At 69.0% G+C, this 15,789-nt stretch carries 10 protein-coding genes; 2 read left to right on the top strand and 8 right to left on the bottom strand.

Going from position 1 to position 15,789, the window contains the following annotated elements; all coding sequences use genetic code 11:
• Window positions 1–140 precede the first annotated feature (140 nt).
• A complete protein-coding gene (locus tag AC1RAD_RS25050; RefSeq protein WP_070062752.1) occupies window positions 141–938 on the top strand; it encodes an IclR family transcriptional regulator in 798 nt (265 codons plus the stop codon).
• A 304-nt stretch (window positions 939–1,242) separates the two neighbouring features.
• On the opposite strand, the gene AC1RAD_RS25045 is transcribed toward AC1RAD_RS25050, so the two are convergent.
• Genes AC1RAD_RS25045 through AC1RAD_RS25020 form a run of 6 tightly spaced genes read right to left on the bottom strand, consistent with a single transcriptional unit; the run spans window position 1,243 to window position 5,832 of the window.
• Window positions 1,243–1,989 (bottom strand): lysophospholipid acyltransferase family protein, encoded by a 747-nt coding sequence (locus AC1RAD_RS25045; protein ID WP_492737806.1) that lies wholly within the window; start codon window positions 1,987–1,989, stop codon window positions 1,243–1,245.
• A gap of 58 nt (window positions 1,990–2,047) precedes the next feature.
• Window positions 2,048–3,331 carry a dihydroorotase gene (locus tag AC1RAD_RS25040; RefSeq protein WP_159272907.1) on the bottom strand — a complete coding sequence of 428 codons (1,284 nt, stop codon included), beginning with the start codon at window positions 3,329–3,331 and terminating at the stop codon, window positions 2,048–2,050.
• Window positions 3,328–4,290, bottom strand: coding sequence for an aspartate carbamoyltransferase catalytic subunit (locus AC1RAD_RS25035; protein WP_056577783.1), 963 nt, complete (start codon window positions 4,288–4,290; stop codon window positions 3,328–3,330). Before AC1RAD_RS25035 ends, AC1RAD_RS25040 begins: the two co-directional genes overlap by 4 nt.
• A complete protein-coding gene (gene pyrR, locus AC1RAD_RS25030) occupies window positions 4,290–4,787 on the bottom strand; it encodes a bifunctional pyr operon transcriptional regulator/uracil phosphoribosyltransferase PyrR (protein WP_095948043.1) in 498 nt (165 codons plus the stop codon). Before pyrR ends, AC1RAD_RS25035 begins: the two co-directional genes overlap by 1 nt.
• On the bottom strand, window positions 4,784–5,236 hold the full coding sequence (ruvX, locus tag AC1RAD_RS25025) for a Holliday junction resolvase RuvX (RefSeq protein WP_492737804.1): 453 nt from the start codon (window positions 5,234–5,236) through the stop codon (window positions 4,784–4,786). The genes pyrR and ruvX overlap by 4 nt, the downstream gene beginning before the upstream one ends.
• The gene (locus tag AC1RAD_RS25020) at window positions 5,233–5,832 is read right to left on the bottom strand and encodes a YqgE/AlgH family protein (RefSeq protein ID WP_062479100.1); all 600 of its coding nucleotides are present in this window, start codon (window positions 5,830–5,832) and stop codon (window positions 5,233–5,235) included. The genes ruvX and AC1RAD_RS25020 overlap by 4 nt, the downstream gene beginning before the upstream one ends.
• On the opposite strand from AC1RAD_RS25020, the gene AC1RAD_RS25015 reads away from it, so the two are divergent.
• The gene (locus AC1RAD_RS25015) at window positions 5,833–7,335 is read left to right on the top strand and encodes a cryptochrome/photolyase family protein (protein WP_492737802.1); all 1,503 of its coding nucleotides are present in this window, start codon (window positions 5,833–5,835) and stop codon (window positions 7,333–7,335) included.
• Window positions 7,336–7,402: 67 nt separating this feature from the next.
• Here AC1RAD_RS25015 and AC1RAD_RS25010 read toward each other — a convergent pair whose 3' ends face one another.
• Both AC1RAD_RS25010 and AC1RAD_RS25005 read right to left on the bottom strand, forming a co-directional pair.
• Entirely contained in the window at window positions 7,403–13,429 is a 6,027-nt protein-coding gene (locus tag AC1RAD_RS25010; protein WP_492737801.1) for a hybrid sensor histidine kinase/response regulator, read from the bottom strand.
• Between the two features lie 31 nt (window positions 13,430–13,460).
• A complete protein-coding gene (locus AC1RAD_RS25005; protein WP_492737799.1) occupies window positions 13,461–15,788 on the bottom strand; it encodes a methyl-accepting chemotaxis protein in 2,328 nt (775 codons plus the stop codon).
• Between the last annotated feature and the right edge of the window lies 1 nt (window position 15,789).

Raw genomic sequence — 15,789 nt, 5'->3', positions numbered from 1 at the left:
GTGTAGGCAGCGATGTTGATATGGTCAAGTCGTTTAGTTACTATCAGATGATCAGTCATCGTCGATTGAACACGACAATATCAGTAGAAACCCTGATGGCTATACTCGCTCCCACTCTCAACCCCCACGCCGGGCGCCCCATGGAAAAGCCAAGACGTGGCATTCAATCCGTCGAAATCGGAACGCAATTGCTGGTCGCGCTCGGCCGGCACGTGGCGCCCATGGCGCTGCGCGATCTCGGCAAGGCCGCGGGCGTGCCGGTCGGCAAGGCGCACCCCTACCTGGTGAGTTTTCTGAAGGTCGGCTTCGTGGTGCAGGACGGCACCGGCCGCTACGAGCTGGGCCCGCTGGCCCTGCAGCTGGGCCTGGCCAAGCTGCAGCGACTCGACCCGATCAAGGAAGCGTCGCCCCTCATCGAAGCGCTCGCCTCCGAGACCGAACAGAGCATCGCGGTCGCGGTCTGGGGCAACTTCGGGCCGACCGTGGTGCGGCTGGAAGAACCGATCCACCCGCTGCACGTGAACCTGCGCACCGGCACCGTGATGTCGCTGGCCTACACGGCCACGGGCCGGCTGTTCGCGGCCTACCTGCCGCCGAAGGTGGTGGAAAAAATGATGCTCGAAGACCTGGCGCGCACGCGCCCGGCCGACGGGCGCGGCGCCAGCGAAGAGCTGTCGAAGTCGCAGATCGAGGCGCTCCTGGTCGAGACGCGGTTGCACGGCATCTCGCGCACGCTGGGCCAGCCGATTCCGGGCATCGACGCCTTCTGCGCGCCGGTGTTCGACTCGACCAACAACCTGGTGCTGGGCATCACGGCCATGGGCCCCGAGGCCACCTTCGACAGCGACTGGAACGGCCGCGTGGCCGTGCCGCTGAAGGCCTGCGCACTCGAAATCTCGCGCCGCCTGGGCTTCGTGCCCACCGACGAAGCGGGCTGAACCGCTGGCCCGTGCCATGTAGGCAGGCGCTCACGCGCTTGGTTTGCCTTATCCCGCACGCGCGGGCCGCAGACGCGGCCACCGTAGAGGCCTACCTACCTCACGGAGACCGGTCATGAAGAGCATCATCCTTTGGCTCTGCGGCGTCCCGCTGATCGTGATCATCGGGCTGAAGGTGTTCGGCATTCTCTGACCGGCCACGCGCCACGACGAACGATCCCGCTTCCTCCTCACGGCGCTTCTTGCGTCGTTACAGCGCCCCTCCCGGGGCGCTTTTTTTGCGGATCGATCCGGTCAGTGCCGCTCAGTGGGTATCGCGGCGCAGTTGCTGCACGTCTTCATGCAGCGCATGCGCCCAGCTGCGGCGTTCGCGGCTGTACGAAGGCTGCGGCTCGCCGAAGCGCACGATGGCCAAGAGCGGCGGCGCGCGCAGCGTGTTCCACACCGAGGCCAGCAGGCTGTCGTCGTCGATGTAGCGCGGCGCCTGGCTGGTCTCGCCGGTGGCGGCATCGGCAAAGCGCAGCGCGGCCGGAATCACCGGCGCACCTGAGGAAATCGCGGCCTGCAGCAGGTTGGCGTGGAACGGCAGCAGCCCGCGCCCGTCGCTCGTGGTGCCTTCGGGGAACACGCCGATCAGGTCGCCGCCGCGCAGCGCTTCGGTCATGTGGTGCACGACGCGCATGGCGTCGCGCCGGCGCTCGCGCTCGATGTAGAGCGTGCCCGAGCCGGTGGACAGCGTGCCGATCACCGGCCACTGCTTGACGTCCGACTTCGACACGAAGCGCACATGGCGCGCCGCATGGATGGCGGTGATGTCGAGCCATGAGAGGTGGTTGCAGATGAGCAGCGCCGGCCCGTGCGCGGGCGGCTCGCCCTGCACGCGCAGCGTGACGCCCATGATCTGCAGCATGCGCGCCGACCAGGCCTGCACGCGCGCGTTGCGCTCGTCCTGCGGCAGGCGGGGGAAGGTGAAGCGGATCGTCCACCAGCCCGACAGCGCATGCGAGGCCGCATGCAGCAGGCGCCAGCCGGCCTTCAACGAGTGCAGCATCTGGACGCGGGCCCTCTTCTTCTTTTTGATGGCGTGCTGTGTGGCGGGCGGCTGTCGCTCAGCCGTGCACGACGCGACCGGCCACCAGCGTGTGGCGCGCGCGCCCTTGCATCGGGTAGCTGGAGAACGGCGTGTGCTTGCCCTGGCTGCGCAGCGCCTCGGGCACCACCTGCCATTCGAGCGACGGATCGGCGATGCACAGGTCGGCCACGCCGCCCTCGGCGATGCGGCCGATGCCGCTGGCCGCGTCGGCCGCGTTCAGCAGGCGCGCCGGCGCCGAGGTGACCACCTCGATGGCGCGCGCCAGGCCCGCGCCGCTGCGCTCGCCCCACTGCAGCGCGAGCGGCAGCAGCAGTTCGAGTCCGGTGGCGCCGGGTTCGGCTTCGGCAAAAGGCAGGGTCTTGGCGTCGGCCTCGACCGGCGTGTGGTCGGACACCAGCGCGTCGATGGTGCCGTCGGCCAGCGCGGCCGAGAGCGCGTCGCGGTCGCCCTGCTGGCGCAGCGGCGGGTTCAGGCGCGCGCGGCTGTCGAAGAAGCCGATGTCGGTGTCGGCCAGGTGCAGCGAGTTGATGCTGACGTCGCAGGTGATCGGCAGGCCCTGCGCCTTGGCCTCGCGCACCAGCGCCACGCCGCGGGCGCTGGAGATGCGGCACAGGTGCACGCGCGCGCCGGTGCTCTTCATAAGCTCGATGATGGTGAAGATGGCGATGGTCTCGGCCGCCACCGGCACGCCGCCCAGGCCCAGGCGCGTGGCGAGCGCGCCGCTGGCGGCCACGCCCTTGCCGAGGTCGCGGTCCTGCGGGCGCAGCCACACGGTGTAGCCGAAGGTGCTGGCGTACGACAGCGCGCGCTGCAGCACCTGCGTGTCGGCCAGCGGCACGTCGGCCTGGCCGAAGCCGATGCAGCCGGCCTCGGTGAGCTCGGCCATCTCGGTGAGCACGCCACCGGCCAGGTTGCGCGTGAGCGCGCCGAGCGGGAACAGGCGCGCGCACTGCAGTTTTTCGGCGCGGAACTTGAGCATCTCGACCAGACCGGGCTCGTCGAGCACGGGGTCGGTGTCGGGCGGGCACACGAGGCTGGTCACGCCGCCCGCGATGGCCGCGGCCATTTCGCTTTCGAGCATGCCTTCGTGCTCGTAGCCGGGCTCGCGCAGGCGCGCGGCGAGGTCGACGAGGCCGGGGGTGACGATGCAGCCCGTGGCGTCGAGGGTGCGCTCGGGCTTGAAGCCCGCCGGTGCGCGTCCGATGCCGGCGATCTTGCCGTCGGCGATGGCGATGTCGATTTGTTTGTCGGTGCTCGAGGCGGGGTCGACCACGCGGCCGTTGGTGATGAGGATGTTCATGCTTCGTTACCTGCCACGATGCTCATCACGGCCATGCGGACCGCGATGCCGAAGGTGACCTGCGGAAGGATCACGCTCTGCTTGCCGTCGACCACGGCGGAGTCGATCTCCACGCCGCGGTTGATCGGGCCCGGGTGCATCACGATGGCGTCGGGCTTGGCCAGCTGCAGCTTTTCCTGCGTGAGGCCGAAGGTCTTGAAGAACTCCTGCGACGAGGGCAGTAACGCGCCGCTCATGCGCTCGTTCTGCAGGCGCAGCATGATGACGACGTCGCAGTCCTTGATGCCTTCTTCGAGCGTGTGGCACACGCGCACGCCCATGCCGGCCATGTCGGCGGGCACCAGCGTCTTGGGGCCGACCACGCGCACTTCGGCGCAGCCGAGCGTGGTGAGCGCATGGATGTCGGAGCGCGCCACGCGCGAATGCAGCACGTCGCCGACGATCGCGACCGTGAGGTTCGAGAAGTCCTTCTTGTAGTGGCGGATCGTGTACATGTCGAGCAGCCCCTGCGTCGGGTGCGCGTGGCGGCCGTCGCCGGCGTTCACCACGTGCACGTGCGGCGCGACGTGCTGCGCGATCAGGTAGGGCGCGCCCGACTCGCTGTGGCGCACCACGAACAGGTCGGCGGCCATGGCGCTCAGGTTGGCGATGGTGTCCAGCAGCGACTCGCCCTTGGTGGCCGAAGAGCGCGCGATGTCGAGGTTGATGACGTCGGCCGACAGGCGCTTGGCCGCGATCTCGAAGGTGGTGCGCGTGCGCGTGCTGTTCTCGAAGAACAGGTTGAACACGCTCTTGCCGCGCAGCAGCGGCACCTTCTTCACCTCGCGGTCGCTCACGCTCGTGAAGTTGGCGGCCGTGTCGAGGATGTGCGTGACGATGTCCTTGGGCAGGCCCTCGATCGACAGCAGGTGGATCAGCTCGCCGTTCTTGTTGAGCTGCGGATTTCGCTTGTAGAGCATTACTTGTTGTCCTCCACCTTGAGGCTGAAGGCGCCGTCGTCGGCGCGCGCGAGGGCTAGCAATTGGGTGTCGGGCAGCTTGAGCGTCGTTGCCGCGAAGTCGGCTGCGACGGGCAGTTCGCGGCCACCGCGATCCACCAGCACGGCCAGGCGCACGCAGGCGGGGCGCCCGAAGTCGAACAACTCGTTGAGCACCGCACGAATCGTGCGGCCGGTGTAGAGCACGTCGTCGAGCAGCAGCACGTCGGCGCCGTTCACGTCGAAGGGCAGCGCGGTCTGCGCGCTGGCCGAGAGGCCGCGGCGCGCGAAGTCGTCGCGGTGCATGGCCGACGAGATGATGCCTGGGGCACCGGCCAGGCCCAGGTCTTTTTGCAGGCGCTCGACCAGCCAGGCGCCGCCGGAGGTGATGCCCACCAGTTTCGTCTCGGGGCGCATCAGCGCCTTCACGCCGGACAGCAGCGTCGTGTAGAGCGCTTCGGCATCGGGGATTGAACTCACGGGAGACTCCTCAAAAACTGTTCCAGGATGATGCAGGCGGAGGCGGCGTCGGCGTCGCGGGCGCCGGACGACAAGGCTTCGGTGGTGCTGTAGCGCTCGTCGACCTCGAACACCTGGAGATTGAAACGGCCGCGCAGCTGGCGCGCGAACTTCTGCGCGCGGCGGGTGTTCTCGTGCGGAGCGCCGTCGGGGTGGTAGGGCACGCCGACCACCAGGGCGTCGGGCTGCCATTCCTTGATGCGCGCCTCGACCTGCGCAAAGCGGGCGTCGGCGCCCTCGGCCTTGATGGTGGCCTGCGGGGTCGCCGTGCGCAGCAGCCGGTTGCCGCTGGCCACGCCGGTGCGCTTGGCGCCGAAGTCGAAGGCCAGGAAGCTCTGGAAATGCGCGGGAACGGCGGCGGGGTCTGGAACAGGAGCGGATGCAGGCGCGTCGGACATGACGTCGCTCATGCGTGGCCCGCGTCGGGAGACAAGGTCCAAGCCTCGAGCCCCAGCAGCATCAACGCCTTGTCGTAGCGCTTTTCCACCGGCGTATCGAAGATCACGGCCGGGTCGGCCAGCACGGTGAGCCAGCTGTTCTCGGCCAGTTCGGACTCCAGCTGGCCCTCGCCCCAGGCCGAATAGCCCAGCGAGACCAGCACCTTGCGCGGGCCGGCGCCGGTGGCCAGGGCCTCCAACACGTCCTTGGAGGTGGTCATTTCGAGCCCGCCGGGGATGGTCATGGTCGAGGCGTAGACCGATTCCTCGGGTTTCTCGGCCTGGGTGAACACCGGCTCGTGCAGCACGAAGCCGCGCTCGGTCTGCACCGGGCCACCCTGGAAAACGGGGGCCTCGCCCAGCTCGGGGCGGGCCAAGTGCAGCTCGATCTTCTCGAACAGCACCTTGAGGTTGATGTCGCTGGGTTTGTTGATCACCAGCCCGAGCGCACCGCGCTCGCTGTGTTCGCAGAGGTAAACGACGCTGCGGTTGAAAGTTTTGTCTTCCATCCCCGGCATCGCGATCAGAAAGTGATGCGTCAGGTTCATCGGGGCAGAATCGGCAGCCATATGCCCCCGATTTTACTGGCCGTCGACAAGACCTATCCCAAAGGGCTCATGTGGTTTCGCCGGGACCTGCGGGTGGACGACAACGCGGCGCTGTACCGGGCCCTGCGGGCCTGCCGGCAGGTGGTGTGCGTTTTCGTGTTCGACCGGGCGATCCTGGACGCCCTGCCCCGGGCGGACCGGCGGGTCGAATTCATCCGCGAATCGCTGGTGGAGCTCGAAGCCGAGCTGCGCGGCCTGGGCAGCGGGCTCATCGTGCGGCACGCGGTGGCCGCCGAAGAGATTCCGGCGCTGGCCCACACGCTCGACGTGCAGGCGGTGTTCGCCAACCGCGACGACGAGCCCGACGCCCTGGCGCGCGACGCCCGCGTGCTCGGCGCGCTGGCCAACACGGGCATCAGCTTCCACACCTTCAAGGACAGCACCGTCTTCGACCGCGACGAGGTCATGACCAAGGCCGGCCTGCCCTACACGGTGTTCACGCCGTACAAGCGGGCCTGGCTGGCGAAGGTGGATTCGTTCTTCCTGAAGCCGTACCCCGTGCGCAGCCACGCCGACGCGCTCGCCCCGCCGCCCCCGGCCCTGGGCGGGCCCGTGCCCACGCTGGGCGAGATCGGCTTCGAAAGCACCAACCTCCAGACGCTGGAGATTCCCACCGGCACGCGCGGCGCGGGCGCACTGTTCGAAGACTTTTTCGAGCGCATCGACCGCTACGACGAGGCGCGCAACTTCCCCGCCGTGCGCGGGCCCAGCTACATGGGCGTGCACCTGCGCTTCGGCACGGTGTCGATCCGGCAACTGGCCAGCGTGGCGCACCAGCTGGCGCTGCAGGGCAACAGCGGGGCCGCGACCTGGCTCAGCGAGCTGGTCTGGCGCGACTTCTACTTTCAGATCCTGGCGCACTTTCCGCATGTGCACGCGAACGGCGAGTCGAAGAGCTTTCGCCCCGAGTACGACAAGATCCAGTGGCACCACGGCAAGCACGCCGACCAGCTGTTCGACGCCTGGTGCGAGGGCCGCACCGGCTACCCGCTGGTCGACGCCGCGATGCTGCAGATCCGGCAGAGCGGCTACATGCACAACCGGCTGCGCATGGTGGTGGCGAGCTTCCTGTGCAAGGACCTGGGGCTGGACTGGCGGCGCGGCGAACGCTACTTCGCGCTGCACCTGAACGACTTCGAGCTGGCCTCGAACAATGGCGGCTGGCAGTGGGCCAGCTCGACCGGCTGCGACGCCCAGCCCTACTTCCGCATCTTCAACCCGGTGACGCAGAGCGAACGCTTCGACCCCGAGGGCAAGTTCATCCGCCGCTACCTGCCGCAGCTGGCGGGCCTGTCGAACGTGGCGATCCATGCGCCGTGGCTGGCCTCGCCGGTCGAGCTGGAGGCGGCGGACGTCAGGCTGGGCGAAAACTACCCGAAGCCCGTGGTGGACCACGCCGAGGCGCGGGAGAAGACCATGCAGCGCTATGCGGCGGCGCGGGCCAAGGCCCTGCAAAAGCCGTAACCAAGAAAAAAGGGCCCCGAGGGGCCCTTTTCTTTTGCGCGCCGATTGCCGGCGCTGCCGAAGCCGGTCAGGCCACCGCCAGCGCGGCCGGCTCGCTCGTGTAGGCACGCACCAGGCGCAGCAGTTCCTCTTCCGAGTACGGCTTGCCCAGGTAGTGGTTCACGCCCAGGTCGCGGGCGTACTCGCGGTGCTTCTCGGCGATGCGCGAGGTGATCATGATGATCGGCAGCTCGGCCAGGGCCACGTCGGCGCGGATGTTGCGGGCCAGGTCGAAGCCGTCCATGCGCGGCATCTCGATGTCCGACAGCACCACGGCCGGGCGCTCCTGCTGCAGCCGCTCGAGCGCCTGCAGGCCGTCGGCCGCGAGCGACACGCGATAGCCTTCGCGCTGCAGCAGGCGCTGCGTGACGCGGCGCACGGTGATGGAGTCGTCCACCACCAGCACGAGCGGAATTTGCGGCACCACCGGGGCAAAGGCGGCCGGCGTCTGCGGCGCGCCGGTGTCCACCGAAGCGGCATGCGTCGGCGCGGCCAGCGCGGCGGTCTGGCGCGCACGCGCCTGGTCGCCGTGCACCGCGGCCAGCGCCACCGGGTTGTAGATCAGCGCCACCGCGCCCGAAGCCAGCACCGAGATGCCGGCCAGGCCGGGCAGCCGCGCGAGCTGCGGGCCGAGGTTCTTCACCACGACTTCCTGGTTGCCCAGCACTTCGTCCACGTGCAGGGCCACGCGCTGCGCCGCGCTTCGCACGATCACCAGCGTGTTGTTCTTGGTGGCGGCGTGCTCGCTGCGGATGGAATGCTGCAGCAGCGCGCCGGCCCAGTAGAACGGCACCTGCTCGCTGCCGAAGGCGAAGCTGTGGTTCAGGTAGGCGGCCTCGAGGTCGGCACCGCTCACGCGCTGCACCAGTTCCACGAGGTTCGACGGCACGCCGATCGACACCTCGCCCGCGCGCAGCATCACCACGTGCGTCACGGCGGTGGTCAGCGGCAGCACCAGCTTGAAGGTGGTGCCCTGGCCCGGCGTGCTGTGCGTTTCGATGCGGCCGCCGAGCGCGGCGATCTGCGCGCGCACCACGTCCATGCCGATGCCGCGGCCGGCCAGTTCGGACACCTGCCCTGCCGTCGAGAAGCCGGGCTTGAAGATCAGCTCGGTGGCTTCCTCGGGCGACAGGTCCTGGTCGGGGCCGAGCAGGCCGAGGGCGCGGGCGCGTTCGGCGATGCGCTTCTGGTCGAGGCCGGCGCCGTCGTCGCGGAAGCTCACCGACACGTCGTTGCCTTCGTGGTGCAGGTCGATGACGATGAGGCCGCTGGCGTCCTTGCCGGCCTTCTCGCGCGCCGCCACATCCTCGATGCCGTGCGCCACGCAGTTGCGCAGCAGGTGTTCGAAGGCGGGCGTCATGCGGTCGAGCACGCCGCGGTCCATTTCGATGGAGCCGCCGACGATGTCCAGGCGCACCTGCTTGCCGGTGTCCTTCGAGGCCTGGCGCACCACGCGGTACAGGCGGTCGGAGATGCCTTCGAACTCCACCATGCGCGTACGCAGCAGGCCGCGCTGCAGTTCGCGCGTCTGGCGTGCCTGCACGCTCAGGTCGTCTTCCGTGGCCTGCACGGTCTTTTGCAAGGTGCGCTGCACGGTGGCCACGTCGTTCACCGACTCGGCCATCATGCGCGTGAGTTCCTGCACGCGGGTGAAGCGGTCGAACTCGAGCGGGTCGAAGCTCTGCTGCGAATCCTTGGCCTGTGCCAGGCGCGACTGCATCTGGCTTTCGGCCTGCACTTCGATGTCGCGCAGCTGCTGGCGCAGGCGGTCGAGGTTGCCCGTGAGGTCGGCGAGCGAGCCGCGCAGTTGGCCCAGTTCGGCCTCCAGGCGCGAGCGCGTGATGATGACCTCGCCGGTCTGCGCGACCAGGCGGTCGAGCAGCTGGGTGCGGATGCGCACGGCCTGGCCCGACGCTGCACGCAGCGGCGCGAGCAGGGCCGGCGCGGGGCGCGGCAGCAGGGACGACGGGGCTTCAGCGGCGGCTTCGGCGGAAGCCGCTTCGGCCTGGTCGTCGTTCGCCGACTCGCGAACCTCGGGCGCCGCCTGCACGCGCTGGATGGCGGGTGCGGTCGGGCTGGCGGTGGCGATCAGCTGGGCCACTTCGACCTGGGCGGCGTCGTCGGCCGCGCGCAGGGCGTCGAAGGTGTGTTGCAGCGTGTCCAGGCGGGTGAGCAGCTTCTCGATGTCGGCCCGCTCCGCCCCCTGGGAGCCCAGCAGTTCGATCTCGGACTCCATGCGGTGCGCGCGCTCGCCCAGGCGCATGGCGCCGGCCAGCCGGGCACTGCCCTTGAGCGTGTGCAGCGTGCGCAGCACCGAGGCGCGCGGCGCGGCGTCGTCGGGGTGGTGCGACCACTGGCGCAGCGCCTCGCCCAATTGCGGCATCAGTTCGGCAGCCTCTTCCTCGAAGATCGGGAACAGGTCGACGTCGACCGCATCGGCCAGGTCGATGGCGTCTTCGTTGTCGTCCAGTACCACGTCGGCAAAGGCGTCGTTGGCAACGACCTGCTTGGGCAGCAGCGTCTCGAAACGGGCCGCGGCGATCTCGGGCGGCATCGGTGCAGCGGCGATCTCGCGCAGCGCCTGCAGCGTGGCTTCGGACGGGTCGCGCAGGAAGCCGACCGCGAACTGGTGCAGCAGGCGACGCAGCTCGTCGGCCGCGGCGACCAGCACGACGCCCTGTTCGCGCGTGCCGCTGCCCTGCATCTGCAGGTGCTGCAGCGCCGATTCGAGCAGGCGGGCCATGCCCGACAGGCTGTGGAAGCCGACGGTGGCCGAGCTGCCGGCCAGCGAGTGGGCCAGCGCGATGGTCGAGTCGGGCAGGCGCTCGTGGGTTTCGAGCGCCCATTCGCCGACATCGGTCGCCAGCTGGCGGGACCATTCGTCAGCTTCGTTGAGGTAGACGTTGTACAGCGCGATGCCGATGCGCAGCGGGCCGATCACCTTGACCTGGTCTTCGGCGCTCGGCGCGATGGAAGACTCGGGTTCAGGAATGGCCTCGGCCAGCACGGGCTCAGGCTCCGACACGGGCTCCGGTTCGGCCATGACGGCGGCTGGCAGCTCTTCGACGACAACGGGGGCTGGGGCTTCGGGGGCGACTTCGATGGTCGCCGACACAGGATCCGGCTCCGGCTGCACTTCGACCGGCACGTCCAGCGCTGGCAGTTCTTCGGCCGCTTCGATGACCTCGACAGGTGCCATCGTCTCGGCGACAGGTTCTGCGGCAGCCAGCGGCAGCGGCTCGGGCGCCCATTCGAGATCGGGCAGGCCCGACGCGGTCGGCACCGTCGCTGCGATTTCCGGCGCGGGCTCGGGCTCGGCGTGCGACACGGCGGGCTCGGCCGGTGCATGCGTCTTCGGGGGCGCGAGGAAATCGAAATCGTCGCCGCTGGGCAGCACGTCGAGCGGCGCGGGTGCGGTGCTCTGCTTGCCTTCGAAGTCGAGGAAGTCGGTGGACGCGAAATCGTCGTCGGGCTCGGGTGTGACAGGCTTGGTCGGTGCGTGTGGCGCTTCTTGCGCCTGCTGCCAATCGGAGAAGTCCAACGTGGCGTCAGGGGCTGCGACATCTTGCGGCGTCAGCGACAGGTCGGGGAGCTCAGGCAGCTCCGGCAGCGCGATCGGCGCCGGCTCGGCGGCGATGTGGCGTGCGGCCACCGCGAGTGCTTCGGCATCGGCCACGCGCACCGGTGCGGGCACGGGCTCGCCAGCCAGCAGCGCGTTGGCCACGCGGCTGAACGGTGCCGAGTGCCAGGTGCCCGCATCGCCGGCAGCGATGGCTTCGACCCACTGGCTGAAATCGCGCAGCATGCGCTCGGTGCTCGACAGCAGCTCGGGCGTGGCATCGCGCTGGTCGGCCAGCCAGGTGTTGAGCACCTGTTCGAGCGACCAGGCGGCATCGCCGAAGTCGGTGAGGCCGACCATGCGCGAGCTGCCCTTGAGCGTGTGGAACGCGCGGCGCAGGATGGTGAGTTCTTCGGTGTCGCCGGGACGGTTGCCGAGCGCGGCGATGGCCGCCAGGCCGTTGCCCACCACTTCGCGGGCTTCGTCCAGGAAGATGTTCTGCAGGTCGTCTTCTTCGAGCTCGGTGACCTCGGTGTCGGGCAGCGCCGACGGGCCCGTGATCTTGGTGGTCCAGCTCTCGGCCTTGCGGCTGAATTCCTCCAGCGGCGACGGCTTGGTCTTGCGGTTGGGCGTGGCCAACGCGGCGAGCTTGGAGGCGATCTGCGCGTCGACCTCCTCGATGCTGAGCACGGGCTCGGCGGCCGGTGCGGCGGCGCCTTCGGCCGGGGCCGCGGCATCGATGGCCTGGCGGCCCATCAGCGGCTTGAGTTCACCGGCTTCGGCGTCGAACACGAACAGGCGCTTGGCCAGTGCGGGCTGGTAGCCCAGCATGTCGATGAGGAAACCGAGCGCGCCCAGGTTGTTGCCGAGCGCGTCGAAGGTGGCCATTTCCTCGACGGGCGAGCGGTTGACCTGCAGCATCTGCTCGACGTCGTCGCGCATGCGTTGCACGGTGTGCGCGGCCTGCTCGAGCCCCAGCACCGAGAACACGCCGCGCATCTGCATGAGCTGCGTGGGCACGGTGCGCAGCAGCGGCTTTTCGGCCGGGCGGCGGAAGTACTGGTCGAGCGACTTCTCGAGTTCGCTCAGGTGGCTGCGCAGCTCGTCGACCACGGTGCCCATGGTCTGGCGGTCGCTGACGCGGCGGTACAGGTCCTCCATCCACGGCTCGAGCGGCTCGGAACGGCCGCCGTCGCGCACGCGTTCGATGCGGCCGGCCAGCTGCAGCGTGCGGGCCGTGAGTTGCGGGTCGCTGGGGTCGAGGTCTTCGAGCGCGGCTTCGAGGTACAGCACCGAGGTGGCGACTTCCATCGCCAGTTCGGTGTCGGGCGGCTGGCCGGAACGCACCGAGGCGTCCACGGCGTGCGTCAGCGCCTGCACCATCGGCTGGCTCGGCGGGTGCAGCTTCAGCAGCGATTCGCCGAGTTGCGCGAAGGTGTCGGCCACCTGCCGCGTGCGCGTGATGTCGCCGCCCGAGAGCGCCGACCACATTTCCTTGGCGGTCTCGATGCGCTTGCGGGCCTGCGAGAGCACCAGCGGGTCGAAGCGGCCGAACTGCACCACGGTGTAGTCGACGCGCGGCTCCTGCGTCACGCCCCAGGCGCTGCGCACGGTGCGCAGCGTGGCGGCGTCGTCCTGCGCGCCGGGCACGGCCTGGGCGCAGAAGAAGAGCAGGTCCTGGCCGAGGCGATCAGATACGACGCTGTCGCCGCGCGCCAGCGTGGCGTACTGCAGCAGCACGCGCGAGGCGGCGCGCTTGACGTAGGTGTCGGCGGGAATCAGGCCGAGCGCAAGGGCTTCGAAAAAGCCCGCGGCCAGCGTCCAGAAGCTCGCGACGCGCGGCAGCAGCGCACCGCGCCCGAGCCCCAGGCACAGCGCATGCAGCCGCCGCGCGGCCTGCGCGTCGCCGCTCTTGACCAGCTGCAGCACCTCGCGATCGAGCCGCGAACGCACGGCCGGGTCATAAGCGAGCGCGGCTTGCGTGAGGGCAGGCTTGACCTCGACCCAGCGCCAGGCGGTGCTCCACAGGTCCGCCGGATGGACGCGCTCATTGCCGCCCAGCTCCAGCACGTCGCGGTACTGCGGGAACAGCGCCACCGACGACACGGCCTTGCCGGCCAGCAGTGCGCTGAGGAAATCGGTGACGGCAAAGCCGGCACGCTCGATCTTGTGCACGGCACTCTCGGTGCAGCGCTGCGGTTCGGCGATGAAGCCCTGCACCGCGAATTCGATGGTGCCGAGCACCAGGGCAGGCGAGCTGTGGCCGACCATCTGCAGCGCGCCGACGGCCTGGTGCAGTTGCTGGCGGGCCATCTGCAGCGGACCGCTCTCGGGCTCCGTGGCACTGCCCACGTCGCGCACGAAACGCCGCAGCGACTTGCCGACACCGTCGAGGGACTTCTGGATTTCTCCCAGCACCCAGGCCAGCGGCCCGAGGTCTTCGGTGGCCGGCATGTTGCCGGCAAGGGGGGCCGTGGCAGGGGTTTGAATCGACACGTGGTTGCTCGCCGTTCTTATCTATCTGTTGTCACGCGATCTTGAAACGGGCCACCGAGCGACGCAGTTCTTCGGCCATCTGCGAGAGCTCGCGCACCTGCTGGGCCGTGGTCCGCGTGCCTTCTCCGGTCTGTTCCGTCACCGCAAAAATGTGCTGGATGTTGGCGGCCACCACGTTGGCCGAATCGGCCTCGCGGGAGGCGGACTGCGAAATCTGCTCGATGAGGTCAGCGAGTCGGCGCGACACGCGGTCGATCTCGGACAGCGCGGTACCCGCGTTGTCGGACAGCTTGGCCCCTTCGACCACACCCTGCGTGGAACGCTCCATGGCGCCCACCGCATCCTGCGTGTCGGTCTGAATCGCCTTCACCAGCGCCGAGATCTGGCGCGTGGCGTCTGCGGAGCGTTCGGCCAGTCGCTGAACTTCTTCCGCCACCACCGAGAAGCCTCGGCCGGCTTCACCGGCGGATGCCGCTTGAATGGCGGCGTTCAGGGCCAGCACGTTGGTCTGTTCGGTAATGTCCGAGATCAGCTCGGTGATTTCGCCAATCTCTTGCGACGATTCGCCCAGGCGCTTGATCCGCTTGGAAGTTTCCTGGATCTGGTCGCGGATCGAGTTCATACCGCCGATGGCGTTCTGCACGGCCTGCAGGCCCGACGATGCGGCTTGCAGCGACTGGCGCGCCACCGTGGCGGACTCTTGCGCTTGCGAGGACACGCCGTTGATTCGCTCGGCCATGGTCAGCACCGACTGGCCGGTTTCGCGAATTTCGCGCAGCTGCTCGGTCGAGGCGGCGAGCAGTTCAGTCGAGGTGTTTTCCACCTGCGACGTCGTCTGCGCCACGCGGGTTGCCGTGTTCTGCACGTTGCCCACCAGCAAACGCAGTTCTTCCACCGTGTAGTTCACCGAGTCGGCGATGGCGCCGGTGATGTCCTCGGTCACGGTCGCTTCCTGCGTCAGGTCGCCTTCGGCCACTGTCTGCAGTTCGTTCATCAGCCGAAGAATGGCGGCCTGGTTGGCGTTGTTCACGCGGCCGGCTTCTTCAGACGCCTGCTCGGCAGCCAGACGCTCGCGTTCGGCGACGGCGGCACGTTCGCGGCCTTCGCGCACCTGCACGAAACCGATGGCGCCGGCCAGAGCCAGGGCGGCCAGCGACAGCACGAACAGCAGCACGATGGTGCCGGCGCCCAGGCCGGTGCGTGCCGAGAGCTTCTCTTGCAGTTCGCCCAGCGACTTACGCAGCGGCTCGCTGTCGGTCAGGATGGACGCCTGTGCTTCGCGCGCGGCCACCAGGCCTTGCAGGTTGCCCAGAATGGCCGAGGCCTGTGTACGCATCTGCTCGTAGGTCTTCAGGATGGCTTCGAGCTGCTGGCGCGTCTGCGGGTCTTTCGAGCCGGGGAAGCGCTGTTGCGCGTTGCCGTCGAGAAGGCCGCGGGTGGTTTCCTGGAAGGTGTTCAGGTCCTTGCCCAGCAGGAACACGGCGTCGGGGTTCACACCCTCGACCGTGAAGAACTCGTTGGTCGACTTGCCGATGCGCTGCGTCAGCATCACGAGCTGGCCGGCGGCCGAGATTTCGGGCAGCGTGGCGTTCTGCTGCATCTTGAGCGACGCGACGGTTTCCGTCATTTCGAGCAGCGTGGACGACTGCTGGTTGATGTCGCGCAAGGCGGCGCCCACCTGCGTCAGGATCTGGCGCTGGGCCAGCACGGCCTTGGCGCTCGCGTCGGCGCGGGCGACCAGCGGGTTGATCTTGTTCATCTCCTCGTCGTACTGGTTGCCGACGGCTTCCAGGCGCAAGGCGTCGTCGCCGGTGGTCAGGCCCTGCACGCGGCGCGAGAGGTCGTCGGCGCTGTCCTTCACTTCGACGAACGCCGAGGCGCTGCCGACGAGGGCCTGCGAGATCGACTTGGCCAGGCGCTGCGACTGCATCAGCGATTGGCCGGTGGCCGCCACCTGCTGCGCCAGGCGTTCCGCGCGAAGGATCGCGGAGCCGGCCACCAGCAACAGCGCCAGCACCACGATGGCCAGCATGATCGCCAGCACGCGCTGCTGCTTGGCGGGGTTGGCGCCCATGCCGCCGCCCGCGGCGGGGGCCAGCGGCACCGCTTCGAGCGTGGCCGCGTTGGCAGCCTCGACGGACGCCGGATCGCCCAGCGCGTCGATGCCGCCGAAGCCGGTGTCGGCTGTGGCGGCGGATGCGCCCTCGCCCTTCTTGGCGAGGCGGATCGTTTTTTCGTCCGGAACCTGAACCGTGTCGACATCGTCGAGCGATATCGAACCGGAGCCGTCGACGCGGGCCTTGTCGTTCCCGTTGGTCGCGGGGAGTAATTTCTTGAACTTGTCGGCGATCGAGCTCACG

This window comes from Variovorax sp. GW823-FHT04B03 (assembly GCF_058796495.1).
The sequence above is the reverse complement of the archived record's forward strand: the minus strand, read 5'-3'. Positions and strand labels throughout refer to the sequence as shown.

Coding starts and splice junctions, on each gene's coding strand:
- ruvX (WP_492737804.1), bottom strand. CDS start 5,236: ATGAGCGACGTCATGTCCGACGCGCCTGCATCCGCTCCTGTTCCAGAC.
- AC1RAD_RS25020 (WP_062479100.1), bottom strand. CDS start 5,832: ATGGCTGCCGATTCTGCCCCGATGAACCTGACGCATCACTTTCTGATC.
- AC1RAD_RS25035 (WP_056577783.1), bottom strand. CDS start 4,290: ATGCTCTACAAGCGAAATCCGCAGCTCAACAAGAACGGCGAGCTGATC.
- AC1RAD_RS25050 (WP_070062752.1), top strand. CDS start 141: ATGGAAAAGCCAAGACGTGGCATTCAATCCGTCGAAATCGGAACGCAA.
- AC1RAD_RS25015 (WP_492737802.1), top strand. CDS start 5,833: ATGCCCCCGATTTTACTGGCCGTCGACAAGACCTATCCCAAAGGGCTC.
- AC1RAD_RS25045 (WP_492737806.1), bottom strand. CDS start 1,989: ATGCTGCACTCGTTGAAGGCCGGCTGGCGCCTGCTGCATGCGGCCTCG.
- AC1RAD_RS25040 (WP_159272907.1), bottom strand. CDS start 3,331: ATGAACATCCTCATCACCAACGGCCGCGTGGTCGACCCCGCCTCGAGC.